Below are 23,724 nucleotides of genomic sequence, written 5' to 3'. Positions count from 1 at the left end.
TGCCGCAATAAATCTTTGAAGACGTTCGACTTTCTCCAGCTTCTGCCATGGTGTTGCGGTTACGGCGGATCTTGTCGTGGCATTCGAGCTCGAGGGATCCCGTCGCAACGGCTGCGCGTGGTGGCTTTGAAAGTGTCAAGGACGCCCTAGATTCAAGGGATTAGGGCGTCCTTCATACGCTCGGTCGGACGCCTGGCTCTCTCGGAGAGAGACGATGGATTTCGTAGCAGCGTTCGACGCCGCCGCTTCCTGGTTGCGGACGGTCCTGTTGAACGAATGGACGTATTATCAGCTTGCCATCATCGTTGCCGGCTACCTGGTCTGCGGCGCGCTGGCAAAGCGGATAGAGCCGCTCGTCGAAACCCGTGCCCGCATGATCAAGGGCAATCCTGATTTGCTGCGCGTCATCATCGCCTTCATGCGGCGGCTGCGGTGGCTCTTTCTGATCGTTTGGCTGTGGATCGCCGACGGGATGATATTGCGCTTCGGGTGGCCCTCCTATCGCTGGCTGGTGTCGACCGCGCTGACGTTGACGGCGGCGTGGTTTGTCATCTCGGTCCTGACGCGCATCATCCGCAACCAGATGCTGGCGCGTGTTACCGCCGTCGTGGGCTGGATCTATTTTGCTCTTTACGCGGTCGGCTTGGACCGCGTGATCCTGACGACGCTCGATGGCGTTGCCGTCAATCTCGGCGCGGTTCGTTTGTCGCTGCTGCTCGTCTTGAAAGCCATCGTGCTTTCTTCCGCCCTGATCTGGCTTGCGGTGCTGATCGGCAACGTCTCGGCGCACTGGATACAGCGGTCAGCGGATCTCACGCCGTCCTTCAAGGTGCTGATCAGCAAATTGGTCAAGATCGCGCTGATCGGCTTTGCCGGTGCGATCGCGCTCTCCGCAACCGGCATCGACCTGACGGCGCTGACGGTCTTTTCCGGGGCGGTCGGCGTCGGTATCGGCTTCGGTTTGCAGAAGGTGGTCTCCAACTTCATCTCCGGCATCATCATCCTGCTCGACAAATCGATAAAGCCGGGCGACACGATCACGCTTGGCGATACCTTCGGCTCCGTGCGCGACCTGCGTTCCCGCTTCGTCTCCGTCATCACCAGGGACGGCAAGGAGTACCTCATTCCGAATGAGGACTTCATTTCGCAGCAGGTGGTGAACTGGTCTTTCTCCAGCGACTTCGTCCGCATCGACGTCGGTTTCGGCACCTCCTATGACAGCGATCCGCACGAGGTGGCGCGCATCGCCGTTGCGACGGCCAAATCGATCCCACGGGTTGCGAGCAGCCACTCGGAGCCGGTCTGCTGGATGACCGGCTTCGGCGCATCGTCGCTCGATTTCAAGCTCAGATTCTGGATTTCCGATCCGAGCAACGGGCTGACCAACATTCGCGGCCAAGTGCTGATCGCGCTTTGGGATGCGTTCAAGGCGGCGGGTATTTCGATCCCGTTCCCGCACCGCGAAATCATCATGAAGACCCCCGTAGAAGTCACCCGGGGCTGACCCGATCACCTTCTTCGATCCCCATTCCTTCTACCGCGAACCGGACTGGATGAAGGCACCGCGCGGGGCCGATGTCTCTCCAGCGCTGCGCTGGTTCCCGGTCGCGACCATGTTCCAACTGCTCGCCGACATGGCGCTCGCGACGACCTCGCCGATCGGCTACGGCCACTATTGAGGCTCGGACGGCACCGGTAAAGTTGAGAGCAACCCTCCCATTGCGGCGATGATCTTGCGATGCTGGTGGGCGTGGCGGGTGCGAAGGCTGGTGGCCGCGTAGACCGTCTGCGGGATCACGGGCGCGTCCTGTACCCGCGCGGCAGATCCATCCGAAACCAGCCGCTCCGCCGTTGCCGCCGTCACATAGGCCGAGCCGCCGAGGGCTGCGAGCAGCCGGGTGATTGCCATGTTCTGGCCGGCGGAGAGGAGGGCCGCGGAAAGGTGTGGCAGGGCCAGGCGATGGGCACGGTCGAAGGTCGGCGAATAGCTCGAGCGGATATAGCTCTCGGAGCGGACTTCGGAGAGACTGTGCGCTTCGGTACTGACGAGCACGTAATGCAGATCGCCGATCCGTTCATAGTAGAGATCGGGCAGGTAGTGGGGGGTGTAGAGGATCGCGAGGTCGAGGTTGCCGGCGCCGAGATCGCGGTTCATCTGGTTGGAGTAATCGGCCTCCATATAGACCTCGATGCCGGGCATTTCCCGGCGGATCGCCGCCATCCATTCGCCGGCGAAAGCCTCCGCCAGATCGTGCTGGATACCGAGGCGCATCGAGCGTTCCAGTGCCCCGGCATTGGTGACCGCACGCGTTGCCTCATGCCATTGGTTTTGCAGGGCTTTTGCGTAATCTAGGAAGCGCAGGCCCGCCGCCGTCGGCACCGTGCCGCCCTTGTTACGGGTGAAGAGCTTGCGGTTGAACTGGGCTTCGAGCGCCTTCACCCGATGCGAGACGGTCGACTGGGTGATGTTCAACCGCTCGGCGGTGCGGTTGAAGGAGCGGCTCTCCATCAGGTCGAGGAAGGTTTCGATCAGCTCTACCTGCATGCCATTCTCCCCGATTGCAGCCGCTCCAATCTAATCGAATTCGTCGATCAATAAAGCCTGTTTCCTTCGCTTGATGACGCCTCGCTTCACCGGCAAGAATTCCGCCAAAACGAGGGAACAGTTGATGTCGAATTTGCCGTCGCACGCGCGTGTCGTGATCATCGGCGGGGGAGCGGTGGGCGCTTCCTCGCTCTACCATCTCGCCAAGGCGGGCTGGACCGATTGCGTGCTTCTGGAAAAGAACGAGTTGACGGCGGGTTCCACCTGGCATGCGGCCGGCAACGTGCCGACCTTCTCGTCCTCCTGGTCGATCATGAACATGCAGCGCTATTCGGCCTCGCTCTATCGCGACCTTGGCGCGCTCGTCGATTACCCGATGAACTATCACGTCACCGGCTCGATCCGGCTCGGCCACTCCAAGGAGAGGCTGCAGGAGTTCAAGCGCGTCGTCGGCATGGGGCGTTATCAGGGCATGGATCTCGACATCCTCTCGCCCGACGAGATGCGCGCCCGCTACCCGTTCCTCGAAACGCACGAGCTAACCGGCGCGCTCTATGATCCCTATGACGGCGACATCGATCCGGCGCAGCTGACGCAGGCGCTGGCCAAGGGCGCGCGCGACATGGGTGCGAAGATCATCCGCTTCTGTCCGGTGACCGGGGCGCGGCGCGAAAACAACGAGTGGGTGATTTCGACGCCTCAGGGCGAGATTCGCTCAGAATATGTCGTCAACGCCGCCGGCTATTATGCCCGCGAGGTCGGCAAGATGTTCGGCCGCGACGTGCCGATGATGGTGATGAGCCATCAGTATATCCTGTTCGACGAGATCCCGGAGCTTGCCGCCTGGTCGAAGGAGGTCGGGCACAAGCTGCCGCTCTTGCGTGACGTCGACAGCTCCTACTATCTCCGCCAGGAGAAGAACGGCATGAACCTCGGCCCCTATGAGCGCAACTGCCGCGCCCATTGGGTGACGCCCGACGATCCGATGCCGGAGGATTTCTCCTTCCAGCTCTTCCCCGACGACCTCGACCGGCTGGAATGGTACCTGAACGACGCGGTCGAGCGCGTGCCGATCCTTGGCACGGCGGGGCTCTCGCGCATCATCAACGGCCCGATCCCCTATGCGCCCGACGGCAACCCGCTGATCGGCCCGATGCCGGGCGTGCCGAACGCGTTCGAGGCCTGCGTCTTCACCTTCGGCATCTGCCAGGCGGGCGGCGCCGGCAAGGTGCTGGCCGAATGGATCACCGAGGGCCAGACCGAATGGGACATGTGGTCCTGTGATCCGCGCCGCTACACCGACTATACCGACCAGGACTATTGCATCGCCAAGGGCATGGAAATCTACGGCCACGAATATGCGATGCATTTCCCGAAGCATTACTGGCCGGCCGGGCGCGACAAGAAACTCTCGCCGATCCACGACCGGATCGCCGCGCTCGGCGCCCAGTTCAAGCCCTATAACGGCTGGGAACGCGCCATGTGGTACGCCAAGCCCGGAGACGATACCTCTGAAGGTGCGACGCAGACCTGGGGGCGCGAAGGGCCCTGGGCCAAGCGCATCGAGGAGGAGTGCCTGGCCGTGCGCGATGCGGCCGGCATTCTCGACCTGCCGGGCTTCTCGCGCTTCCGGGTAAAGGGCGAGGGGGCGACCGCCTGGCTTTCGAGCCTCATCACCGGTCGCGTGCCGAAGCCCGGGCGCATCGGTCTTGCCTATTTCGCCGACGACAAGGGCCGGATCGTCACCGAGATGTCTGTGATGATGATCGACGAGGACTTCTTCTTCCTGATCACCGCGGCGACGGCGCAATGGCATGATTTCGAGTGGCTGATGAAGCACCGACCGGCCAATGCCGCCTTCGCCATCGACGACGTGACGAAGTCCTTCTCCTGCCAGATCCTCACCGGCCCGAAGTCGCGCGCCATCCTCGCCGAAGTCAGCGACGCCGATCTTGCCAAGGGCTGGCTCACGCATCAGACGGCTGAGATCGCCGGGCGCTATTGCCAGCTCGTGCGCGTCTCCTTCGCCGGCGAACTCGGTTGGGAGATCCATACGAAGGTGGAGGATACGGCCCCGATCTTCGACGAGGTGTGGGCGGCCGGGCGGAAACACGGGCTCAGGCCCTTCGGCATGGAGGCGCTCGACAGCCTGCGCATCGAGAAGGGCTACCGTGCCTGGAAGGGGGATCTTTCGACCGACTACACCGTCCTGCAGGGCGGGCTCGAGCGTTTCGTCGACTGGTCGAAGCCGGGCTTCAAGGGCAAGGCGGCGCTGGAGCGCGAGAAACAGCAGGGGGTTTCCAAACGCTTCGTGATGTTGACGGTTGCCGCCGACGGCTGCGATGCGCCTTACATGTCGACGCTCTGGTCCGACGGCCAGGTGGTCGGCGAGACCACCTCCGGCAACTGGGGGTACCGCGTTGGCAAGTCGATCGCGCTCGGCATGCTGCGCGCCGATCTCGCCGTGCCCGGTACGGAGATCGAGGTCGAGATCTTCGGCGACCGTTTCAAGGCGACGGTCGAGGCGGATCAGCCGCTCTGGGATCCCTCCAACGAAAGACTGCGCGCATGACGAAGCCCATTCCCTCGAAAGCTCGTGCGGTCATCATCGGCGGCGGCGTTTCCGGCTGCTCGGTCGCCTATCATCTGGCCAAGCTCGGCTGGACCGACGTGGTGCTCTTGGAGCGCAAGCAACTGACCTCGGGCACGACCTGGCATGCGGCCGGCCTGATCGGCCAGCTTCGCGCCTCGCAGAACATGACGCGGCTGGCGAAATACTCGGCCGACCTCTACGTCAAGCTCGAGGCCGAAACCGGCATTTCCACCGGCATGCGCCAGAACGGTTCGATCACCGTGGCGCTGACGGAGGAACGCAAGGAGGAGATCTATCGCCAGGCCTCGCTGGCGCGCGCCTTCAATGTCGATGTGCGCCAGATCACGCCCGACGAGGTGAAGGCGATGTATCCGCACCTCAATACGTCTGATGTGAAGGCGGCGGTGCATCTGCCGCTCGACGGCCAGTGCGACCCGGCCAACATTGCCATGGCGCTGGCCAAGGGTGCCCGCCAGAACGGCGCGACCATCATCGAGGGCGTCAAGGTGACGTCCGTTCTGAAGAAGGATGGCCGGGTGACCGGCGTTACCTGCGAGCAGAACGGCGAGACCTATACGATCGAGACCGATCATGTCGTCAACTGCGCCGGCATGTGGGGACGGGAGTTCGCGCGGCAATCGGGCGTCACGGTGCCGCTGCACGCCTGCGAGCATTTCTACATCGTCACCGAGGCGATCCCGAACCTCACGCGCCTGCCGGTGCTGCGCGTGCCGGACGAGTGCACCTATTACAAGGAGGATGCCGGCAAGATGCTGGTCGGTGCCTTTGAGCTGAAGGCCAAGCCGTGGGGCATGGAGGGCATCCGCGAAGACTTCTGCTTCGACCAGTTGCCTGACGATTTCGACCACTTCGCGCCGATTCTGGAGATGGCGGTCAACCGCATGCCGATGCTGGAAACGGCGGGCATCCATACCTTCTTCAACGGCCCGGAGAGCTTCACCCCCGACGACCGCTACTATCTCGGCGAGGCACCTGAGGTGAAGGGCTACTGGGTGGCGGCCGGCTACAATTCGATTGGCATCGTTTCCTCCGGCGGCGCCGGCATGGCGCTGGCTGAATGGATGAACGACGGCGAGCCGCCCTTCGATCTCTGGGAGGTGGATATCCGCCGGGCGCAGCCATTCCAGAAGAACCGCGCTTACCTTAGGGATCGGATCTCGGAAACGCTCGGCCTGCTCTATGCCGACCATTTCCCCTATCGCCAGATGGCGACGGCCCGCGGCGTGCGGCGTTCGCCGCTGCATGAGCACCTGAAGGCCCGCGGTGCCGTCTTCGGCGAAGTGGCCGGCTGGGAGCGGGCCAACTGGTTTGCGAAAGAAGGCCAGGAGCGCGAGTACCGATATTCGTGGAAACGGCAGAACTGGTTCGAGAACCAGAAGGCCGAGCATCTCGCCGTTCGCAATGGCGTCGGCCTATTCGACATGACCTCCTTCGGCAAGATCCGCGTAGAGGGGCGCGATGCGCTTTCGTTCCTGCAGCGGCTCTGCGCCAACGAGATGAATGTCGAGCCCGGCCGGATCGTCTATACCCAGATGCTGAACGCCCGCGGCGGCATCGAGAGCGACCTGACGGTGACGCGCCTTTCGGAAACCGCCTTCCTGCTGGTCGTGCCCGGCGCCACCTTGCAGCGCGACCTTGCCTGGCTGCGCAAGCATCTCACTGATGAGTTCGTGGTGATCACCGATGTCAGCGCCGGCGAAAGCGTGCTCTGCGTCATGGGGCCGAAGGCGCGCGAGCTGATGCAGAAGGTGAGCCCCAACGATTTTTCCAATGGCGCCCATCCCTTCGGCACGGCGCGCGAGATCGAGGTCGGCATGGGTTTGGCCCGGGCGCATCGCGTCACCTATGTCGGCGAACTCGGTTGGGAGCTCTATGTCTCGACCGACCAGACGGCGCATGTCTTCGAGGCGCTGGAAGCGGCGGGCGAGGGGCTGGGGCTGAAGCTCTGCGGCATCCATACGCTGGATAGCTGCCGGATCGAGAAGGCCTTCCGCCATTTCGGCCACGACATCACCGACGAGGATCATGTGCTCGAGGCCGGGCTCGGCTTCGCGGTCAAAGCCGACAAGGGTGATTTCATCGGCCGCGAAGCGGTGCTCGCCAAGCACAATCGCGGGCTGTCGCGGCGGCTGGTGCAGTTCCGGCTGGCCGATCCGGAGCCGCTTCTCTTCCACAACGAGGCGATCGTTCGCGACGGCAAGATCGTCGGCACGATCACCTCAGGCAATTACGGCCACCACCTCGGCGGCGCGATCGGCCTCGGCTACGTGCCTTCGGAAGGCGAGAGCGCAGACGACGTGCTCGGCTCGCGCTTCGAGATCGAGATCGCCGGAACGCGGGTGAAGGCGGAGGCGTCGCTGAAACCGATGTACGACCCGCGGGCGGAACGGGTGTGGATGTAGGACGAGAGTTGTGGCTGCCCCTCATCCGGCCTGCCGGCCACCTTCTCCCCGCAGGCGGGGAGAAGGAGACGCGGGGCCGGCCGCCCACCCGGACGGCAAGGCGGCAATCTGAGTGAATAACGGGCTCTTTCCCTGAGTGGTGAAGAGAGGACGAGCGGGAACGGCGAATCCCTTCTCCCCGTCAAAACGGGGAGAAGGTGCCGGCAGGCGGATGAGGGGCGCTTCTCTCACCGCGCGGATAAGGGGCGAAAAACACACCCGCCCCATTGGGAGATGATGATGGCTGACGATTGCGCAGTTGTGGCTTCGAGACGGTCCGGGGGGCGGGCGGCGCGGGTGGCGCTGCGCGCCGCGCCACTTGCCGAAAACATCCGGCCGGTTCGTCCCGGTCTTTCCGGCGGCCAGTACAAGCCACTGACGGAAGCCGGCGTGAGACGCATCCATGAGGCAGCCCTCGACGCGCTGGAACAGATCGGCCTTGCCAATGCCCCGAAATCGGGCATCGAGATCATGACCGGCGCCGGCGCCATCCTCGGCGATGACGGGCGCATCCGCTTTCCGCGCGCGCTGGTCGAGGACATGCTTTCGATCGCCGCGCGCGACATCACGCTCTATGCCCGCGACCCGAAGCAGGATCTCGAGCTCAGTGGCACGCGCGTCTATTACGGCACGGCGGGTGCGGCGGTGCATATCGTCGACGTCGAGAAGCGCGAGTATCGGGAATCCACCGCCAAGGACCTGTTGAACGCGGCGCAATTGGTTCATCACCTCGACAACGTGCACTTCTTCCAGCGCGCCATGGTTTGCCGGGACGTGGCCGACAACTTCCTGATGGACGTCAACACGCTCTATGCCTGCTGCGCCGGAACGACGAAACATGTCGGCACGAGTTTCTCCGATCCATCGCATGTCGATGGCTGCTTCGATCTCATTCACATGATCGCCGGCGGCGAGGACAAATGGCGGGCGCGGCCCTTCGTTTCCAACTCGAACTGCTTCGTCGTTCCGCCGATGAAGTTCGCGGAGGAAAGCTGCATCACCATGGAGAAGTGCATCCGCGCCGGCATGCCAATCCTGCTGCTCTCGGCCGGCCAGGCGGGGGCCACCGCACCGGCGCCGCTTGCGACCGCGATCGTGCAGGCGGTTGCCGAATGCCTGGCGGGCGTCGTCTATGTCAATGCCATGGCGCCGGGGCACCCGGCGGTCTTCGGCACCTGGCCTTTCGTTTCGGACTTGCGCACCGGGGCGATGTCCGGCGGCTCCGGCGAACAGGCGCTGCTGACGGCCGGCTGCGCGCAGATGCACCAGTTCTACCGCCTGCCGGGCGGGGCTGCCGCCGGCATTGCCGACGCGAAGCTGCCGGACATGCAGGCCGGCTGGGAGCAGGCGATCTCCAACGTCATGGCCGGGCTCTCGGGCCTCAACATGGTCTATGAGGCCGTCGGCATGCATGCCTCCCTGCTCGGCTTCTGCCTTGAGTCGCTGGTGCTCGGCGACGATCTCTTAGGACAAGTACAGCGCTGCATCCGCGGCATCGACGTGACAGAGGATTCGGTCTCGCTCGACACCATGCGCTCGGTGTGCCTCGATGGCCCCGGGCATTATCTCGGCCATCCGCAGACGCTCGGGCTGATGCAGACGGAATACATCTATCCGGCCGTCGCCGACCGCACGAGCCCGAAGGAATGGGTGGAGATCGGCCGACCGGATCTGGTGGCAAAGGCGATCGAGAAGAAGAACCGCATTCTCGCGGAAGCCGCGCCCTCGGCGATCGCGCCGGAGATCGACCTGATGATCCGGGAGAAATTCCAGATCTACTGCTGAGTTTCGTTGCGAGGCCCAATCCTCGCTCCGGTCCCCGGGGCGAGAGGGCTCGCCTAATCCCGCCGGTCGAAGTGGGTCCGGAGCGCCACGTGCGTCTGCACCGTGGCGACGCCCGGGATCAAGGAGATTTGCCGGCGGATCGTGTCGAGGTCGCCGTTGGTGGCGCATTCGACGAGCACCATCAGGTCGGTGGCGCCGGCGAGTGACCAGCAGGTAACGACAGGCGGCATGGCGGAAAGATGCGGCACGATGTGGTCGCAGTTCTTGCCGGACTGGAACGAGATGGCGACCAGCGCCCTGACCGTCGGGTTCTTGTCCTCGACGCCGAGGCGGATCGTGTAGCCGGCGACGACGCCCTTGGCTTCGAGCCGCCGCAGACGCTCGTGCACGCCGCTGCGCGAGAGGCCGGCGTGACGGGCGAGCGCTACCAGGCTCTGGCGCGAATCCTGGCGAAGCGCTGCCAGCAGCAGCCGATCCTTGTCGTCGAGTTCCGTCAAATTGTATCTCCTTTTGCGCCAATTCCGGACAATTGTCCGGTGTGGCGCCATCTTGTCCAGTGAAACCGGACGATAGGACAGATAGCTTCCTTCTCGCAACGAAGGAGCTTTGCCATGAAAATACCAGTCGTGCCCGACAATGCTGTGCTGCTGCCGATCGACATGCAACAGGCTTTTGACAGTGCCCCGTGGCCGCGCCGCTGGAATGCCGATATCGACCGGAACGGTCTCACCCTGCTTGCCGCCTGGCGCGCGGGCGGCCGGCCGGTGATCCATGTCCGCCACGACAGCGTCATGCCAGGCTCGACGCTTGGACCCGGTGCGCCCGGCAATGCCTTCAGGCCCGGCTTCGAGCCACAGGCCGGCGAACCGCTCGTCACCAAGAGCGTCAACGCGGCCTTCATCGGTACCGATCTCGACCTCAGGCTTCGACGTCTCGGCGTCGATACAGTCGTTACCTTCGGCATTTCGACCGACATGTGTGTCTCCACCTCGGTGCGCGTCGGCGCCAATCTCGGTTACCGCATGATCCTCGTCGAGGATGCGTGCGACTGCTTCGATCAGCCGGATGGAGACGGAACGATCATCGCTGCCCGGGACATCCACCGGGCCCATGTCGCGACCCTGCGCGCCGAGTTCGCCGAGGTGACGTCGACGGTTGCCTTCGTCGAAGCCTTACGCCGTGCGGACGCCGCCTAGAATATCCCACTCTCCTGTCGAAATCGCCGAGCAGGCGCTGTTCACAAGCGATTCCTGATAAACTCTGAAAGTGGTTTCCGCCGGAATTGTGTCGCATTCCGGGCACCGGAACCGCTGTTCACCGGTTTGTGCCGCGGACCTCGACGATCTCGGTCGTCCATTTCGGCGCCGTCAGGCTCTGGCCTTCGCGGTTCGGAAAGGTGAGGAAGGTCTCGAATGGCCGGCTCTGGCCGGCCGGCACCCGGGCGAGAATCAGGGCCGCATCGTCGCCGATCGTCTGGCAGGCGTCGCCAGGGCAATCTTCCAGCGTGACGGAGAGACGGAAATATTCGAGCAGGATCCGACCCTTGTTCGTCACTGTACCGCGCAGCCGGAAGCTTCGTTCCGGCTGGCTTTGTTCGAAGGTCAATCCATCCAGTGCAATGTCGGCGGCGGTAAGGCTCGCGGGCTGTGCCGTCTGGGTCGGCTCGGGTGCTACGGGCTTGCGGTCCTCGCGATCGCCGAACCAGATGATGAAGGCGACGAGCAGGCCGACTGCCACGGCAACCGAGAGGATCGGTTCCGCCCATTGGCGAAAACGGCTGAAGCGCGTTGCCAGATACACAACGACAAGACCCAGCGGTAACGCGATCAACCAAAGCATCCAGATCCTCCTCACCGCATCATTCCTTGAATCGGGTTCGATGCAAGAGGGAAACCATGCCGCCGATCAAAGCGTTAGACGGCCTTTCCCTGATGAGGCAAGGCCGTGACGACACTTATATAGGGTGCCCGACGGCTGACGACACGCGACTATAGGCAGCAGCCGCCGGTTCCGGTGAACCAGGGATGGGTCATGTTTCGGCTGAGGACAGAGCCGAAGCTAGTCCGCCGGCTTCAGATCCACCCAGTAGCTGCCCTCGAATGGCACCGCGGCGAAACGTTCGTTGATTTCGTCAAGGCTCTTCTTCGGGTCGAGATCGCCGAAGAGGTCCGGCCGGATCCAGGTGGCGAAGGCCTCGGCGGCGACGATGTTGAGCGGGATGGCGTTGAAGAAGTTCCAAAGTCCGTGAACGCGCTTTTCCTGCACGGCGCGGATGCTCGCGAGCGCCGGCGCTTCGATGGTGCGGGCGAGCGTCTCACGCGCCTCGTCTTCGCTGACTCCGGGGCCGATCGACAGCGTGCCGTATTTGCCGCCGGGCGAGGAGGTGGCGATGTAGATATCAGGGTTTGCCGCCATGATCGCCTCGGCGTTGACCGTGCCGCCCGGCCGCGGCAGCACGCCTTCGGCGATGTTGCGGCCGCCGGCCATCGTCAGGAACTCGCCGAGGCCGCCGGTGCCATAGGCCCAGCAGCAGCGGTCGGCCTGGGGGAAGGCGTCCATCAGCACCAGCGGGCGCGGCTCCGGCTTGGCGGCGATGCGTGACCGGATCAGCGCCAGCTTGTCCTCGTAGAACCGGGCGAAGGCTTCGGCCTGTTCCTCCCGCTCGAAGATCTGGCCGAGAAGGCGCATCATGCGCGGCGTGCCGGTCAGCGCGTCGTTGTTGAAGTCGACGACGATCACCGGCACGCCGATGCCGGTCAGGTATTCGATGGCGCGCTTGCCGGACTCGGTATCAGATTGCCAGTTGTTGAGCAGCGCGAGATCGGCCTTCACCGTCAGCAGCGTTTCGAAGGAGAGGCCCGGGCCGGTGCCGTCGTCGATCTGCGGCACGTCGGCGATCGCGGGGAACTTCCGCCGGAAGCTCTCGTAGATCTCCGGATTGTCGCCCTTCATGTCGCCGGACCAGCCGGCGAGCAGGCTGACGGGATCCGGATGGATCAGCGACAGGGCGACGAGATTGAAGCCGCTGCCGAGCAGGATCGCCTTCGGCCTTGCCGGTATGGTCACCTCGCGACCGACCGCATCGGTGACGGTCATCGGCCATGGGCCTTCGGCGCGGGCCGCGGTCGCGAGCGCCAGAGCGGCAACGAGAACGAGCATGAGCCGCCGGGCGGCCGGGAGAATGCAACGATGAAGCAAGCCTATTGGTTCCTTTGGCTGGGGAGGGCGCAGAGGCTGCCGCAGCTGGGGACCCCGGGCAGCAGGTAGCGCAGGCAGCAGATCTTGCGGCGGCAGACGCGGGCGCCGTCTTCCTCCTCGTGGCGCAGGCAATCGAAGAAGGGATTGGGCGAACCGTCGGGCATCGACCTGTTGCCGATCAACGCGTCGGCCTGGGCGCTCAGCGGCTCGATTCCGGAAGCGCGCAGCGCATAGTCGATATAGACGAGCGCATTGTTCCAGGCGAGTTTCGGGGCGATGCCGCCGACAGACTTGAGATAGCCGACCACCTCGCGCAAATGCCCGTGCATCAGGGGGCCAAGGGTGGCGAAAACGTCGGCGTCGTCAACCTCTTGCCAATTGCCAGATGTCGCGACGCCGAAGGTCCGGGGCAGGCCATCCTCTGCGAGCGCCATCTTCATTTCGTCGAAAGCGACGGGCAGCACCTGATGGTCGAGTACGCGTGCCACCAGATAGGGGATGGTGAGGCTCGAGAAATAATAGAGCGACCACATGGAGGCGACGGCGCGCCGGTCGCTGGCTCCGGATTTTTCCGTGTAGACGTCGAGCGCTCTGTCGAAGGCGCCGGAGGCGAAGAAGTCCGGCAGCGCCATGCCGTCGGAGAGCTCGTCCGAGAGCACCATCTTCTCGTTGCACCAGGCATGGGTGCCGGCAAAGGCCGCCGACAGTGCCTTGGGACCTCCGGTCGCGACGACCGGTTCGCAAACGCCAGCCGTCATGGCGTCATCCGCGCACGGGTAGGCCCGATCGGAAACACAGCCGTGAAAGAACGCCGTCCTGCAAGCATGCGACACCTTCTGAGCGCAGTCAGATACTCATAAGGTGATCGTGTTACTCAAGATTTTTCCCGGCGCAAGTCATTTATGAGTTTTATAATCATGATTTGTCGGCAAAGATGCGAGACGCCGCAAGCCGGAGCTTGCGGCGGTCGAGGCGTCGAGACGCAGGCCAAGCGCCGCCTATTGCATCAAGCCGAGCTGTTTGTAGAAGCCGAGCGCGTCGTAATAGTCGCTTTGCCCGGCGATCTTGCCACCCTTGACGGTAAAGACCGAGGCTCCGGTGATCTTGAAGCTCTTGCCGGTTCCCTTCGTGCCGTCGCTCCAAGCGCCGGTGTTGGTGCCGGAGAACTCCCATTCGAAGGATACCTTGTCGCCGGCGGCGATGGGGTCGCCCTTCATGGTCCAGACTGCATCTGGGACCGCGTTCAGGAAATTGTCGATGACGCTGGTCTTGGCGGCATCTTTCCCAGTCACCGGCTTGCCGACGGACGCGTCGTAATAGGTCACGTCGTCGGCGAAATAGGAGGCTGCCTTGCCCGAGTCATGGGCGTTCCAGGCCGCGACATAGGCCGCGACCACATCCGGCGGCGCGTCGGCGGCAAGGGCCGCCGGCGTGAGCACGAGGGCACTGAGGCCGAGGGCCCCAGCGGCAGCAAGCAATTGACGACGGTACATGGCAAACTCCTCCCGATTTTTCCGTTTGCATGCGATGTCCGACCACAGGTTTCAGCCGTGGTTGATCATGATGTGGCGAACGGCGGTGTAGTCCTCGAGCGCGTAGACCGACATGTCCTTGCCGTAGCCCGACTGCTTGACGCCGCCATGCGGCATCTCGTTGGTCAGCATGAAGTGGGTGTTGATCCAGGTGCAGCCATATTGCAGGCGCGAGGCGGCCTTCATCGCCTTGGAGATGTCTTTGGTCCAGACGGAGGACGCGAGGCCGTAATCGCTGTCGTTCGCCCAGCCGATCGCATCGTCCTTGCCGGTGAAGCGGGTGACCGAGACGACCGGGCCGAAGACTTCGCGCCGGACGATCTCGTCCTCCTGGGTTGCGCCAGCGACCACGGTCGGCTGGAAGAAGAAGCCGTCCGAGCTGCCGGCGCTGCCGCCGGTGGTGATCTCGATATGCTTCTGGTCGGCGGCGCGCTCGACGAAGCTTGCGACACGATCGCGCTGGCGGCGCGAGATCAGCGGGCCGATCTCGTTTTCCGTGTCGTCGGCGAGGTTGTAGCGGATGGTCGAGACGGCCGAGGTGAGATCGGCGACCAGCTTCTCGTAGATGCCGGCCTCGGCATAGATGCGGCAGGCGGCGGTGCAATCCTGGCCGGCATTGTAGTAGCCGAAGGTGCGGATGCCATTGACGACGGCTTCGAGGTCGGCGTCGTCATAGACGATGACCGGGGCCTTGCCGCCGAGCTCCAGATGGGTGCGCTTGACGGTCTTGGCCGCCGCTGCCAGCACCTTCTTGCCGGTGGCGATGTCGCCGGTGATCGAAACCATCGAGATCTTCGGATGGTTGATCAGCGCATTGCCGACGGTCTCGCCGCGGCCGGTAACCACGTTGACGACGCCTTCAGGCAGGATATCGGCGAGGATGCGCGCGAGCTTCAGCGCCGTCAGCGGCGTCTGTTCGGAAGGCTTGAAGACGACCGTGTTGCCGCCGGCGATCGCCGGCGCCAGCTTCCAGGCCATCATCATCAGCGGATAGTTCCAGGGCGCGATCGAGCCGACGATACCGATCGGGTCGCGGCGGATCATCGAGGTGTGGCCGGGCAGATATTCGCCTGCGGTCGGTGCGTGCAGGTTGCGCACGGCGCCGGCGAAGAAGCGCCAGCAGTCGACGATCGCCGGCAGTTCATCGTTCTTCACGGCGTTGATCGGCTTGCCGCAGTTCAGCGCTTCGAGCGCCGCAAAGCCGTCGGCCTCCTTCTCGATCGCATCGGCGATCTTCAGGAGATAGTTGGAGCGCTCGGCCGGTGTCGTCTGCGACCAGGCGGTGAAGGCGCTTTCGGCGGCGTCGACGGCCGCCTCGACCTGAGTGTGCGAGGCTTCGGGCAGGTCGACGATCTTGCCGCCCGTCCGCGGGTTCAGGATATGCTCCTCGGCCTCGGTGCCGGCCACGAAGCGCGATCCGATCAGCAGTTGGGTGTCCATGTCTGTTCTCCCTTGATAGTCGAGTTCATTTGCCGGCGCCGGCGATCTGGTCGCCGTCGCGGGTGAGGTAGTAGGCGCCGAGGATCGGCAGGAAGGTGACGAGCACCACGACCATGGCGACGACATTGGTCACCGGCCGCTGGCGCGGGCGGATCAGCTCTTCGAGCATCCAGATCGGCAGGGTCGATTGCTGCCCGGCGGTGAAGGTGGTGACGATCACCTCATCGAAGGACAGCGCGAAGGCGAGCATGCCGCCGGCGAGTAGCGCCGTGCCGATGTTCGGCAGGATGATGTAGCGGAAGGTCTGGAAACCGTCGGCGCCGAGATCCATCGAGGCTTCGATCAGCGAGCCGGAAATCCGCCGGAAGCGGGCAACCGCATTGTTGTAGACAACGACGATGCAGAAGGTCGCGTGGCCGAGCACGATGGTCCAGAAGGAGAAGGGGATATCGGCCATCGAGAAGGCGGAGCGGAGCGCGATGCCGGTGATGATACCGGGCAGCGCGATCGGCAGGATGACGAGCAGCGAGATCGTCTCCCGACCGAAGAAGCGCGTCTGGCTGACGGCGGCGGCGCAGAGCGTGCCGAGCACAAGCGCCATGGCGGTGGCGATCGAGGCGACCTTCACCGAGAGGGTCAGTGCCGCCCAGACATCGGGCCTGTTCCAGGCAACCGCGAGCCATTGCGCCGTCAGTCCCGGCGGCGGGAACTGGTAGCTCTTCTCCTCGGTCGTAAACGCATAGAGGAAGATCAGGAGGATCGGCAGGTGCAGGAAGGCGAGGCCGGCGGCGGCCGCGATCTTCAGGCCCATTGGCGAGCGGTTCAAGCGATCAGAGCGCATCGAAGGCCCCCATGCGTTTGGCCATGAAGAGGTAGGCGCCCATGATGACGATCGGCACGACGGTAAAGGCGGCGGCGAGCGGGATGTTGCCGGCCGTGCCCTGCTGGGCATAGACGGCCTGGCCGATGAACAGGCGTGACGAGCCGACGATCTGCGGGATGATGTAGTCGCCGAGCGTCAGCGAAAACGTGAAGATCGATCCGGCGACGATGCCCGGCAGCGCCAGGGGAAAGAGTACGAAGCGGAAGGTCTGCGCCGGCGTGCCGCCGAGGTCGGAGGAGGCCTCGATCAGGTTGCCCGGCACGCGTTCCAGCGCTGCCTGGATCGGCAGGATCATGAAGGGCAGCCAGACATAGACGAAGACGATGAAGGTGCCGGTATAGCTGACCGAGAGCGAGTTGCCGCCGACGACGGGCAGCGACAGCCAGCCGTCGAGCAGCCAGATGAGGTGCAGCTTCTCGAAGATCCAGGTGAGAATGCCTTCCTTGGCGAGGATCAGCTTCCAAGCATAGATCTTGACCAGATAGCTCGACCAGAGCGGCAGCATAACGCCGAGATAGAAGAGCACCTTCCATTTTCCCTGCGCATAGCGGGCCGCATAATAAGCAATCGGGAAAGCGATGACGGCGGAAGCGACGGTCACGGTCGCGGCCATCAGCACGGTGCGCAGGATGATGTCGAGATTGGTTTCGCTGAGGAGCTGGCGATAGGTCGAAAGCGTGAACTCGTAATTGATCAGGCCGGAGAAATCGTCGATCGAGAAGAAGCTCTGCAGCAGGAGCGCAAAGAGCGAGCCGAGATAGACGATGCCGAGCCAGAGCAGCGGCGGGGCGAGCAGCACCGTCAGCAGCAGATGTGGGTGGCGCCAGAAGAAGTCCGACAGGCGGCCGGCAGGGCCGCGGCGTTCAGGCAGCACGAGGGGTTCGGCAAAGGCGGTCATGCGTCCTCCATCGGGTGCAGCTCGTTAGCGGCGAAGCTGATGGTGACGGGGCTGCCGACCGCAGGCACGGCGAGCGCCGCAGGGCTGGCGACGGCAACACGGGCGCCGTCGACATCGACGACGACGCGGTTGACGGCGCCGAGGAAGCTATGGGCGGAGACGGTGCCGGAGAGGCTGAGCGCGCCGTCAGCGGGTGCGGCGATGGCGATCGCCTCCGGGCGGAGGCTCGCAAAGGGCGTCTTCAGCCCCAGCCGCTGGCAGAGCTTTTGCGGCAGCACGTTGGAGGAGCCGACGAAATCGGCAACGAACCGCGTCTTCGGCTGCTTGTAGACGTCTTCCGGGCGGCCGAGCTGCTGGATGCGGCCATCGTTGAAGACGGCGATGCGATCGGCCATCGACAGCGCTTCGCCCTGGTCGTGGGTGACGAAGACGAAGGTGACGCCGAGCGACTTCTGCAGGCTCTTCAATTCCTCCTGCATCTGCTCGCGGAGCTTCAGGTCGAGCGCGCCGAGCGGCTCGTCGAGCAGCAACACCTTGGGCTTGTTGACGAGCGCGCGGGCGAGCGCCACGCGCTGGCGCTGGCCGCCGGAAAGCTGGCCGGGGCGGCGGGTGCCGTAACCCGGCAGCTTGACCATGGCGAGCGCGTCCTCGGCGGCCTTGCGGCGTTCCTCGCGGTTAGCACCCTTGACCATCAGCCCATAGGCGACGTTGTCGAGAATCGAGAGATGCGGGAAGAGGGCATAGTCCTGGAAGACCGTGTTGACGCTGCGGCGATAGGGCGGCACGCCCTCGGCCGTTTCGCCGAAGATCTCGATATGGCCGCCGGTCGGCTGCTCGAAGCCGGCCATCAGGCGGAGACACGTCGTCTTGCCCGAGCCGGAGGGGCCGAGCATGGCGAAGAACTCGCCCTCGGCGATTTCGAGGTTCACGCCATCGACGGCGCGCACGGCGCCGAAGTGGCGGGAAACATTGTCGAAGAGAACGGCGGTGGTCATTGAGATACTCCGGAAGGTGTGCCCCTCATCCGCCCTGCCGGGAACCTTCTCCCCGCATGCGGGGCGAAGGAGACTCGTGGCGGGCGTCTTGCCTCAGAGGTTACGCCCAAGGCTTGGCCGGGGGCGTTCCCTCTCCCCGCATGCGGGGAGAGGGCCAGGGTGAGGGGCGATGCTTGCGATATGTCGCGACGGCTCAGCGGCCGCCGATTACGCCGATATAGTCGGAGACCCAGCGGTGATAGGGCACGCATTCGCCCTGGCTTGCGCACTTCGTCACCGGCGTCTTCCAGAACTTGACCTTCTCGAAGTCGTCGTAGCCATTGGTCTTGCAGCCGGCATCGGTCAGCAGTTCGTTGCCCTTGCAGGCCGCACCGACCGACGGGTTGGCGCCGAACCAGGCGGAGACGTCACCCTGGACCTTCGGCGACAGCGAGTGCTCCATCCACATATAGGCGCAGTTCGGATGCTGGCTCTCGGCATGCAGCATGGTGGTATCCGCCCACCCGGTCACGCCTTCTTCCGGAATGGTCGAGGCGATCGGCAGCTTCTCGGCTTCCATCAGGTTCACCTGGAACGGCCAGGAGCCGGAAGCGACGACGCCTTCGTTCTTGAAGTCGTCGATCTGGATCATCGCGTCGTGCCAGTAGCGGCCGACGAGGGTGCGCTGGGTGCGAAGCAGATCGAGGGCCGCCTTGTACTGGTCCTCGTTGAGCTCGTAGGGATCCTTGATGCCGAGTTCCGGCTTGTGCTTCATCAGGTAGTTGGCGGCGTCCGCAACATGGATCGGGCCGTCATAGGCCTGGACGCGGCCCTTGTTGGACTTGCCGTCGGGAAGTGTCATTTCCTCGAAGACGACGTTCCAGCTCTTCGGCGCTTCGCCCTTGAAGGCGTCCTTGTTGTACATCAGCACGTTCGGGCCCCAGACATAGGGCACGCCGTAGTGGACGCCGTTGACCGTGTGCCAGGGCGCATTCTGCATGCGCTCGTCGATCGTCTTCCAGCTCGGGATGAGGTCGGTGTTGATCGGCTGGACGCGCTTGCCGGCGACGAGGCGGAGCGACGCGTCGCCCGAGGCGGTGACGAGGTCGAAGCCGCCTTCGTTCATCAGCGCCACCATTTCATCCGAGGTCGCCGCCGTCTTGACGCTGACCTTGCAGCCCGTCTGCTTTTCGAAATTTGTGACCCAGTCGTAGTTCTTGTCGGTCTCGCCGCGCTCGATGTAGCCGGCCCAGGCGACGATGGAGAGTTCGCCTTCCCCCTTGCCAAGTTCCTTCAGCGGCTCCTGCGCGAAGGCCGGGGCGACAAGGCCGAGCGTCAGGGTCAATGCCGTGCAGGATTTGAGCATCTGCTTCATCTGAATTCTCCCAGTTTTGAGCCGCGTTTTGCGGCTTCGTTCCCAGGATGAAGCGTGCCTTGAATTCTCCGTATTCGCAAATTCATTAATCAGAATGTCGTTTTCGGATTTTCCGATATCGGGGACAATGCCAGCAAAAACGCGGTGCGGCTTTGCGATAAAAATTATATAAAAACAAAGGGATATAGCGTCGCGGCTTTGGTGGCGCGTTTAGGCGCCGAAGGTGTCCGGGTGTCAACGTATTCGGCCGCTGCGCAGCGCCTCGGCGATGCCGACGAAGTCGCGGGCCGATTGCGGCAGGCTGGAGCCCTTGCGCCAGACCATGCCGACCTGCACCACCGGGAGCGCGCCCGAGACGTCGCGGCTTTCGATGCGGTCGCCTTCCAGCGACCAGGGGCGGTAGACGAGATCGGGCAGCAGCGCGATACCGGCGCCGGTCGCGACCAGGCTGCGCACCGCTTCCACCGAACGGGTGCGGAAGGCCACATGCGGGCGGGCACCGAGTGCCGTCAGGAGCTTGCCGGTATTCTCCTCGATTTCATCGACCGTCAGCATGATCAGCGGCTCCCTGGCGATATCGCCGACGGAGATGATGTCGGCGCTGACCAGCGGATGGCCGATCGGCAGCCACAGGCGATAGGGCGAGGTTTCGAGGATTTCCGCCTGCAGCGCCATGCGGTCGCGCAGGTTCGAGATGACCATGACGGCGACGTCGAGTTCGCCGCCAATCAGCAGGTGCTCGAGATAGGAGCCGTTGTCCTCGATGGCGCTGACCTCTACGCCGGGGCAGGCGCGGCGATAGCGGGCGAGCAGATCGGAAAGCACATAACCGGCAACGAGCGAGGTGACGCCGAGATTGAGCTTGCCGCCGGTCTCCTCCCGGCTCTCGGAAAAGCTGCGCCTGGCGTCCGAGACATTGGCGAGGATCTTGGTGGCGTGGCGCAGGAACTGGTGGCCATTGTGGGTGATCGACAGGCCGCGCGGATGCCGGTCGAAGAGCTCGACGCCGAGATCGCCTTCGAGCTCCTTGATCGCCTCGGTGATCGAGGATTGCGAGATCGAAAGGTTCTGCGCCGCGCGGGTGATCGAACCCTGTTCGGCGACGGCAACGAAATACTGCAACTGTCGAAACGTGAAGGCCATGGCGCGAGTTAATAGCTGCGGGGCGGCGCTGGCAAGCGGCGAAACGTAAGCGGATCGACTGGTCATTTTTTCCAGCCATGTCGGTTTTCGGACAGGGAGCCGGGGCGGCGGTGATAAGCTTGCGCGCAAGAGCGGGATCAGTGGAGGATGACGTGGACCAGGCGAGCAAGCGGCCGATGCCGACGGAGGAGGGGATCCTCGCCTTTCACCGCCGCTGCGAGGACTTCTATCCCGCCGACGCGGTCGATGCCTCGATCGAGCAGCAGCGCAAATGGTATGATGCGCTCTGCGCCGAATTCGATGCGCCGAGCCCGGCCGGTCTCACCCGCGAGGACACGCTCGTCGACGGCCGCATCCCGATCCGGCGCTACCGCCCGGCGACGGTCTCGGCCGAGACGCGCATCTATTACATTCACGGCGGCGGCTTCGTCGTCGGCTCGCTCGACAGCCACGATGCGATCTGCGCCGAGCTTGCGGATTTTGCTCGGGCCGAGCTGGTGTCGGTCGACTACCGCCTGGCGCCGGAGCATGTCTGGCCCGCCGCTTTCGACGATTGCTACGCGGTGCTGAAGGAATTGCTGTCCGACGGCCGTCCGGTCGTTGTTGCCGGCGACAGCGCCGGCGGCAACCTCACGGCAGGCATCGTGCTCAAGGCTCGGGCCGAAGGCCTCAAAAGCATCGTCGGCCAGGTGCTGATCTATCCGGGGCTCGGCGGCGACCTGGTCTCCGGCTCCTATGTGGAAATGGCCGAGGCGCCGGGGCTGACGACCGCCGACACGATCTACTATCGCAAGATCCTGCAGGCGCCGGCCGACAATCCCTTCGCCGCGCCCCTGGCGGAAAGGGACCTCTCGCGCCTGCCGCCGAGCTACATCACCGGGGCCTTCTTCGACCCGTTGCGCGACGACGCCCGCATCTATGCCGGGCGCCTCGCCGCGGCGGGCGTGAACGTGACCTTCCGCGAAGAGCCGCAGATGATCCATGCCTGGCTCAGGGCGCGGCACATGAGCGAGGGCGCGCGCGAAGGGTTCCGGCGGCTGGCCGAGGGGGTTGCGGTTCTCGTCGGTACCCGCTGACGCCGCGATCTGGTACGACGCATTTGCGGCCGCTACACGGTTCTTGTGGAATGCTCAGCTCTTCGCCTTGAAAACCAGAGCCGGATCTGCCCGGAAGGCCTGCGGGAACAACGCCCGCAGGTTCTCGATCTTGGGCAGGTCGTTATAGACGATGTAGGGGTGCGTCGGGTTCCGCGTCAGGAAGTCCTGGTGATAGTCCTCGGCGGCGTAGAAGCCCTTGAACGGCGTGACCTCCGTGACGATCCTTGCCGGGAACGCGCCTGCCTTGGCGAGCTCGGCAATATAGGCATCGGCGATGCGCTTCTGCTCGGCGGTAACGGTGAAGACGGCCGATCGATACTGGGTGCCATGATCGGGCCCCTGATAGTTGAGCTGCGTCGGATTGTGGGCGACGGAGAAGAAGACCTGTAGCAGCCGCCCATAGGTCACCTCACGCGGGTCGTAGGTCACTTCCACCGATTCCGCGTGGCCGGTCTTGCCGCCGCTCACCGTCTCGTAATCGGCCGTTGCCGCAGTGCCACCGGAATAGCCGGAGACGGCGTTTCTGACGCCTTTGACATGCTGGAAGACGCCCTGCACGCCCCAGAAGCAGCCGCCGGCGAAGACGGCGATCTCCGTCGTTCCGGAGATCTTCTCATCGAGCGAGGGCGGCGGGATGACCACGGCCGGTTCCTGGGCGGCGGCGATCGGCGCCGACGCCAGCAGAGCGGCGAAGGCGGCAGCCCGCATTACGAGTCCGCGAGAGATGTGTCTCGATTGACTGTAAGTCACCATTTTCATCTTCTCCGCCACCTGGTTTCCGCTTCCGGCGCTTGATGACCTCATGTTTTCACGGGAATGACAATGGTCAAATCGCGATCGCGTGCTTCACGCCAACGTGACGATCCGCTACCACTTCATTCGAAGAAGCAGTGCGAAACAGGGGGAACGTCATGGCCGGGGAAACGGATCTCGCGAAGCTGCTGGCGACGATGAGCCCGGTGCTGTTTCCGCAGACCTACGTCTATTGCACGGTCGCCTATCGCGACGTTGCGCGCTATCAGGCGCTGGAACCGCTGGCCACCTATCGCGAGGATGAAGGGTTGACGCTGGTGCTTGCCCGCAGCGATGCGGACGAGGCGGGGCTCGACTACGGTCCGCTGCTTCGGCGCATCACGCTCAACGTGCATTCGGCGCTGGAAGCCGTCGGCCTGACTGCGGCCGTCTCGGCGGCGCTGACGCGCGAAGGCATCAGCGCCAACGTGATCGCGGCCTATTATCATGATCATATCTTCGTGCCGGAGGCGGATGCGGAGCGGGCGCTCGCGGCGTTGCGCGCACTCACGATCGCCTGATGTCCCTGCGCCTGTTTCGAGACGGGCACCGTCACATGAAGCGCGTGTCGGCCGGCGGATTGAAATAGTCGTCGGCACGGCCGTTCTCGTAGATCAGTGGCGCTTCGCCGAGCTCCGCGTCGCTGACGCCATCCAAGCAGGCGACGTTGACCGCGTAGAAATGCCCGAGGAAATCCTCGAGATAGCCGCGCGAGAAGGGCCTGACGCCGCAATGGCTGCAGAAATAGTGATCGACGTCGCCCTCGCGCCAGTTGGAGTTTTCGGCGCGATAGGTCGAGAGCCTGTCCTTGCCGGCGGTGATCTCGAATTCCTCTCGAAGGGCAAACGCTTTCTGCATCCGTGTCTTGGCGCAGAAGGAGCAATTGCAGCGGCGGATGCCCTCGGCGAGATCGAGCCGGCACGCGAAGGTGACGGCGCCGCAATGGCAGCTGCCGCGATAGAGCTTTTTCATCGTTTCCTCCCTGAGGTTGGGCGTACGGCCTCGTT

General features: G+C 64.1%; 21 protein-coding genes and 1 pseudogene. 8 read left to right on the top strand and 14 right to left on the bottom strand.

The features are described from left to right. Nucleotides 1-214 precede the first annotated feature (214 nt). Both AC0C6X_RS27375 and AC0C6X_RS27370 read left to right on the top strand, forming a co-directional pair. On the top strand, nt 215-1,504 hold the full coding sequence (locus AC0C6X_RS27375) for a mechanosensitive ion channel family protein (protein WP_247958454.1): 1,290 nt from the start codon (nt 215-217) through the stop codon (nt 1,502-1,504). Beyond that, a pseudogene (locus tag AC0C6X_RS27370) lies at nt 1,500-1,673 on the top strand (alpha/beta-hydrolase family protein); the annotation flags it as partial. The gene AC0C6X_RS27375 and the pseudogene AC0C6X_RS27370, both read left to right, overlap by 5 nt. On the opposite strand, the gene AC0C6X_RS27365 reads toward AC0C6X_RS27370, so the two are convergent. After that, nucleotides 1,673-2,545: a LysR family transcriptional regulator gene (locus AC0C6X_RS27365; protein ID WP_247958453.1), complete on the bottom strand. Its 873-nt coding sequence runs from the start codon at nt 2,543-2,545 to the stop codon at nt 1,673-1,675. The pseudogene AC0C6X_RS27370 and the gene AC0C6X_RS27365 sit on opposite strands and share 1 nt — an antisense overlap. Nucleotides 2,546-2,669: 124 nt before the next feature. Between AC0C6X_RS27365 and AC0C6X_RS27360 the strand changes: the two genes are divergently transcribed. The 3 genes from AC0C6X_RS27360 to AC0C6X_RS27350 all read left to right on the top strand — a co-directional run bounded on the left by AC0C6X_RS27360 (nt 2,670) and on the right by AC0C6X_RS27350 (nt 9,385). Next, a complete protein-coding gene (locus AC0C6X_RS27360; protein ID WP_173517305.1) occupies nt 2,670-5,117 on the top strand; it encodes a GcvT family protein in 2,448 nt (815 codons plus the stop codon). Further along, on the top strand, nt 5,114-7,561 hold the full coding sequence (locus AC0C6X_RS27355; protein ID WP_472956201.1) for a GcvT family protein: 2,448 nt from the start codon (nt 5,114-5,116) through the stop codon (nt 7,559-7,561). The genes AC0C6X_RS27360 and AC0C6X_RS27355 overlap by 4 nt, the downstream gene beginning before the upstream one ends. Before the next feature lie 279 nt (nt 7,562-7,840). Beyond that, nucleotides 7,841-9,385, top strand: coding sequence for a trimethylamine methyltransferase family protein (locus AC0C6X_RS27350; RefSeq protein ID WP_472956199.1), 1,545 nt, complete (start codon nt 7,841-7,843; stop codon nt 9,383-9,385). 53 nt (nt 9,386-9,438) lie between these two features. On the opposite strand, the gene AC0C6X_RS27345 is transcribed toward AC0C6X_RS27350, so the two are convergent. Next, a complete protein-coding gene (locus tag AC0C6X_RS27345) occupies nt 9,439-9,882 on the bottom strand; it encodes an Lrp/AsnC family transcriptional regulator (RefSeq protein ID WP_246304317.1) in 444 nt (147 codons plus the stop codon). A gap of 114 nt (nt 9,883-9,996) precedes the next feature. Here AC0C6X_RS27345 and AC0C6X_RS27340 point away from each other — a divergent pair, with 114 nt between their 5' ends. Then, nucleotides 9,997-10,581, top strand: a complete 585-nt coding sequence (locus AC0C6X_RS27340) for a cysteine hydrolase family protein (protein WP_472956197.1) — start codon at nt 9,997-9,999, stop codon at nt 10,579-10,581. A 118-nt stretch (nt 10,582-10,699) separates the two neighbouring features. Here the strand turns inward: AC0C6X_RS27340 and AC0C6X_RS27335 are convergent, their stop codons facing one another. The 10 genes from AC0C6X_RS27335 to AC0C6X_RS27290 all read right to left on the bottom strand — a co-directional run bounded on the left by AC0C6X_RS27335 (nt 10,700) and on the right by AC0C6X_RS27290 (nt 20,828). Beyond that, the gene (locus tag AC0C6X_RS27335) at nt 10,700-11,224 is read right to left on the bottom strand and encodes a hypothetical protein (protein WP_173517301.1); all 525 of its coding nucleotides are present in this window, start codon (nt 11,222-11,224) and stop codon (nt 10,700-10,702) included. Nucleotides 11,225-11,443: 219 nt separating this feature from the next. After that, nucleotides 11,444-12,544, bottom strand: coding sequence for an ABC transporter substrate-binding protein (locus AC0C6X_RS27330; RefSeq protein ID WP_173518172.1), 1,101 nt, complete (start codon nt 12,542-12,544; stop codon nt 11,444-11,446). Between the two features lie 41 nt (nt 12,545-12,585). Next, nucleotides 12,586-13,341 (bottom strand): siderophore-iron reductase FhuF, encoded by a 756-nt coding sequence (gene fhuF / locus AC0C6X_RS27325; RefSeq protein WP_173517300.1) that lies wholly within the window; start codon nt 13,339-13,341, stop codon nt 12,586-12,588. A 240-nt stretch (nt 13,342-13,581) separates the two neighbouring features. After that, a complete protein-coding gene (locus AC0C6X_RS27320) occupies nt 13,582-14,076 on the bottom strand; it encodes an ester cyclase (RefSeq protein ID WP_173517299.1) in 495 nt (164 codons plus the stop codon). Between the two features lie 51 nt (nt 14,077-14,127). Continuing rightward, entirely contained in the window at nt 14,128-15,555 is a 1,428-nt protein-coding gene (locus AC0C6X_RS27315) for a gamma-aminobutyraldehyde dehydrogenase (RefSeq protein WP_173517298.1), read from the bottom strand. A 25-nt stretch (nt 15,556-15,580) separates the two neighbouring features. Further along, nucleotides 15,581-16,396 (bottom strand): ABC transporter permease, encoded by an 816-nt coding sequence (locus AC0C6X_RS27310; protein WP_173517297.1) that lies wholly within the window; start codon nt 16,394-16,396, stop codon nt 15,581-15,583. Then, complete coding sequence (locus AC0C6X_RS27305; RefSeq protein ID WP_247958445.1) at nt 16,386-17,336, bottom strand: ABC transporter permease; 951 nt, start codon at nt 17,334-17,336, stop codon at nt 16,386-16,388. The genes AC0C6X_RS27310 and AC0C6X_RS27305 overlap by 11 nt, the downstream gene beginning before the upstream one ends. Beyond that, entirely contained in the window at nt 17,333-18,331 is a 999-nt protein-coding gene (locus tag AC0C6X_RS27300; protein ID WP_472956193.1) for an ABC transporter ATP-binding protein, read from the bottom strand. The genes AC0C6X_RS27305 and AC0C6X_RS27300 overlap by 4 nt, the downstream gene beginning before the upstream one ends. A gap of 193 nt (nt 18,332-18,524) precedes the next feature. Continuing rightward, nucleotides 18,525-19,685, bottom strand: a complete 1,161-nt coding sequence (locus AC0C6X_RS27295) for an ABC transporter substrate-binding protein (protein ID WP_173517294.1) — start codon at nt 19,683-19,685, stop codon at nt 18,525-18,527. A gap of 234 nt (nt 19,686-19,919) precedes the next feature. After that, nucleotides 19,920-20,828 carry a LysR family transcriptional regulator gene (locus AC0C6X_RS27290; protein WP_247958710.1) on the bottom strand — a complete coding sequence of 303 codons (909 nt, stop codon included), beginning with the start codon at nt 20,826-20,828 and terminating at the stop codon, nt 19,920-19,922. A 176-nt stretch (nt 20,829-21,004) separates the two neighbouring features. On the opposite strand from AC0C6X_RS27290, the gene AC0C6X_RS27285 reads away from it, so the two are divergent. After that, nucleotides 21,005-21,904, top strand: a complete 900-nt coding sequence (locus AC0C6X_RS27285; protein WP_472956229.1) for an alpha/beta hydrolase — start codon at nt 21,005-21,007, stop codon at nt 21,902-21,904. Between the two features lie 54 nt (nt 21,905-21,958). On the opposite strand, the gene msrA is transcribed toward AC0C6X_RS27285, so the two are convergent. Continuing rightward, entirely contained in the window at nt 21,959-22,678 is a 720-nt protein-coding gene (gene msrA, locus AC0C6X_RS27280) for a peptide-methionine (S)-S-oxide reductase MsrA (RefSeq protein ID WP_472956191.1), read from the bottom strand. Between the two features lie 158 nt (nt 22,679-22,836). Here msrA and AC0C6X_RS27275 point away from each other — a divergent pair, with 158 nt between their 5' ends. Beyond that, nucleotides 22,837-23,238 carry an ACT domain-containing protein gene (locus AC0C6X_RS27275; RefSeq protein WP_173517292.1) on the top strand — a complete coding sequence of 134 codons (402 nt, stop codon included), beginning with the start codon at nt 22,837-22,839 and terminating at the stop codon, nt 23,236-23,238. A gap of 31 nt (nt 23,239-23,269) precedes the next feature. Here the strand turns inward: AC0C6X_RS27275 and AC0C6X_RS27270 are convergent, their stop codons facing one another. Then, on the bottom strand, nt 23,270-23,689 hold the full coding sequence (locus AC0C6X_RS27270; RefSeq protein WP_247958441.1) for a GFA family protein: 420 nt from the start codon (nt 23,687-23,689) through the stop codon (nt 23,270-23,272). Between the last annotated feature and the right edge of the window lie 35 nt (nt 23,690-23,724).

Source organism: Ensifer sp. VA4 (assembly GCF_055710065.1).
This window is presented reverse-complemented; position numbering and strand designations above follow the sequence as displayed.

Coding starts and splice junctions, on each gene's coding strand:
- AC0C6X_RS27340 (WP_472956197.1), top strand. CDS start 9,997: ATGAAAATACCAGTCGTGCCCGACAATGCTGTGCTGCTGCCGATCGAC.
- AC0C6X_RS27330 (WP_173518172.1), bottom strand. CDS start 12,544: ATGCTCGTTCTCGTTGCCGCTCTGGCGCTCGCGACCGCGGCCCGCGCC.
- AC0C6X_RS27365 (WP_247958453.1), bottom strand. CDS start 2,545: ATGCAGGTAGAGCTGATCGAAACCTTCCTCGACCTGATGGAGAGCCGC.
- AC0C6X_RS27300 (WP_472956193.1), bottom strand. CDS start 18,331: ATGACCACCGCCGTTCTCTTCGACAATGTTTCCCGCCACTTCGGCGCC.
- AC0C6X_RS27360 (WP_173517305.1), top strand. CDS start 2,670: ATGTCGAATTTGCCGTCGCACGCGCGTGTCGTGATCATCGGCGGGGGA.
- AC0C6X_RS27375 (WP_247958454.1), top strand. CDS start 215: ATGGATTTCGTAGCAGCGTTCGACGCCGCCGCTTCCTGGTTGCGGACG.
- AC0C6X_RS27350 (WP_472956199.1), top strand. CDS start 7,841: ATGGCTGACGATTGCGCAGTTGTGGCTTCGAGACGGTCCGGGGGGCGG.
- AC0C6X_RS27320 (WP_173517299.1), bottom strand. CDS start 14,076: ATGTACCGTCGTCAATTGCTTGCTGCCGCTGGGGCCCTCGGCCTCAGT.
- AC0C6X_RS27315 (WP_173517298.1), bottom strand. CDS start 15,555: ATGGACACCCAACTGCTGATCGGATCGCGCTTCGTGGCCGGCACCGAG.
- AC0C6X_RS27310 (WP_173517297.1), bottom strand. CDS start 16,396: ATGCGCTCTGATCGCTTGAACCGCTCGCCAATGGGCCTGAAGATCGCG.
- AC0C6X_RS27290 (WP_247958710.1), bottom strand. CDS start 20,828: ATGGCCTTCACGTTTCGACAGTTGCAGTATTTCGTTGCCGTCGCCGAA.
- AC0C6X_RS27335 (WP_173517301.1), bottom strand. CDS start 11,224: ATGCTTTGGTTGATCGCGTTACCGCTGGGTCTTGTCGTTGTGTATCTG.
- AC0C6X_RS27270 (WP_247958441.1), bottom strand. CDS start 23,689: ATGAAAAAGCTCTATCGCGGCAGCTGCCATTGCGGCGCCGTCACCTTC.
- fhuF (WP_173517300.1), bottom strand. CDS start 13,341: ATGACGGCTGGCGTTTGCGAACCGGTCGTCGCGACCGGAGGTCCCAAG.
- AC0C6X_RS27285 (WP_472956229.1), top strand. CDS start 21,005: ATGCCGACGGAGGAGGGGATCCTCGCCTTTCACCGCCGCTGCGAGGAC.
- AC0C6X_RS27275 (WP_173517292.1), top strand. CDS start 22,837: ATGGCCGGGGAAACGGATCTCGCGAAGCTGCTGGCGACGATGAGCCCG.
- AC0C6X_RS27355 (WP_472956201.1), top strand. CDS start 5,114: ATGACGAAGCCCATTCCCTCGAAAGCTCGTGCGGTCATCATCGGCGGC.
- AC0C6X_RS27295 (WP_173517294.1), bottom strand. CDS start 19,685: ATGAAGCAGATGCTCAAATCCTGCACGGCATTGACCCTGACGCTCGGC.
- msrA (WP_472956191.1), bottom strand. CDS start 22,678: ATGGTGACTTACAGTCAATCGAGACACATCTCTCGCGGACTCGTAATG.
- AC0C6X_RS27305 (WP_247958445.1), bottom strand. CDS start 17,336: ATGACCGCCTTTGCCGAACCCCTCGTGCTGCCTGAACGCCGCGGCCCT.